At 53.4% G+C, this 798-nt stretch carries 1 protein-coding gene; it reads left to right on the top strand.

Annotation, left to right across the window (positions count from 1 at the left end):
* The first annotated feature begins 21 nt into the window (after positions 1–21).
* A protein-coding gene (locus HBA93_RS17880; protein ID WP_221724188.1) for an IS5 family transposase occupies positions 22–782 on the top strand; the annotation gives its coding sequence in 2 pieces (ribosomal slippage) (positions 22–355 and positions 355–782; 762 coding nt in all).
* The last annotated feature ends 16 nt before the right edge of the window (positions 783–798 follow it).

Below are 798 nucleotides of genomic sequence, written 5' to 3'. Positions count from 1 at the left end.
GTGGTGCAAGGAGGTGCTGCCATGAGTGATTTGATTTGGTTGTCGGAGGCGCAGATGCGCCGGATCGAGCCTCATTTTCCATTGTCACATGGTGTGCCGCGAGTTAATGATCGCCGGATTATCAGCGGCATTATCTTCGTGATCAGGAATGGCTTGCGCTGGCGTGATGCACCAGCGGCCTACGGTCCGCACAAGACGATCTACAACCGATTCATTCGCTGGAGCCGAATGGGTGTGTTCAACAAGATCTTCGCAAGCCTCGCTGCGAAAGGCGGCAAGCCTGACAAGTTGATGATTGATACGACCCACCTGAAAGCACATCGTACAGCAGCCAGCCTGCTAAAAAAGGGGCTGTTCCCCGACGTATCGGACGCACCAAAGGTGGCCTGAACTCCAAGCTCCACGCCGTCTGCGATGGCCAAGGTCGACCATTGATTATGCTTCTAAGCGAAGGGCAGATGAGCGATTACAAGGGGGCTGCCTTGATGATCGATGCGCTGCCTAATGCCAAAACTATGCTTGGAGATCGTGGTTACGATGCCGATTGGTTCAGGGCAGCTCTAAACGAGCGCGGCATTGCTCCCTGCATCCCATCAAAGGCCAACCGCAAGGTTCTCATTCCCCATGACACAGTGCTCTACCGTCAGAGACATAGGATCGAAAATATGTTTGGAAAGCTCAAAGACTGGCGGCGCATCCATACCCGATATGATCGATGTGCGCACACCTTCATGTCCGCTATCTGCATTGCAGCAACCGTCATATTCTGGCTGGATCAATGAGTCCTGAGCCTAAATC

This window comes from Ochrobactrum sp. SFR4, from assembly GCF_019730395.1.
Lineage (GTDB): Bacteria > Pseudomonadota > Alphaproteobacteria > Rhizobiales > Rhizobiaceae > Pseudochrobactrum.
Note: the sequence above shows the minus strand (reverse complement) of the source record. Positions and strands in the feature narration are given on the sequence as shown.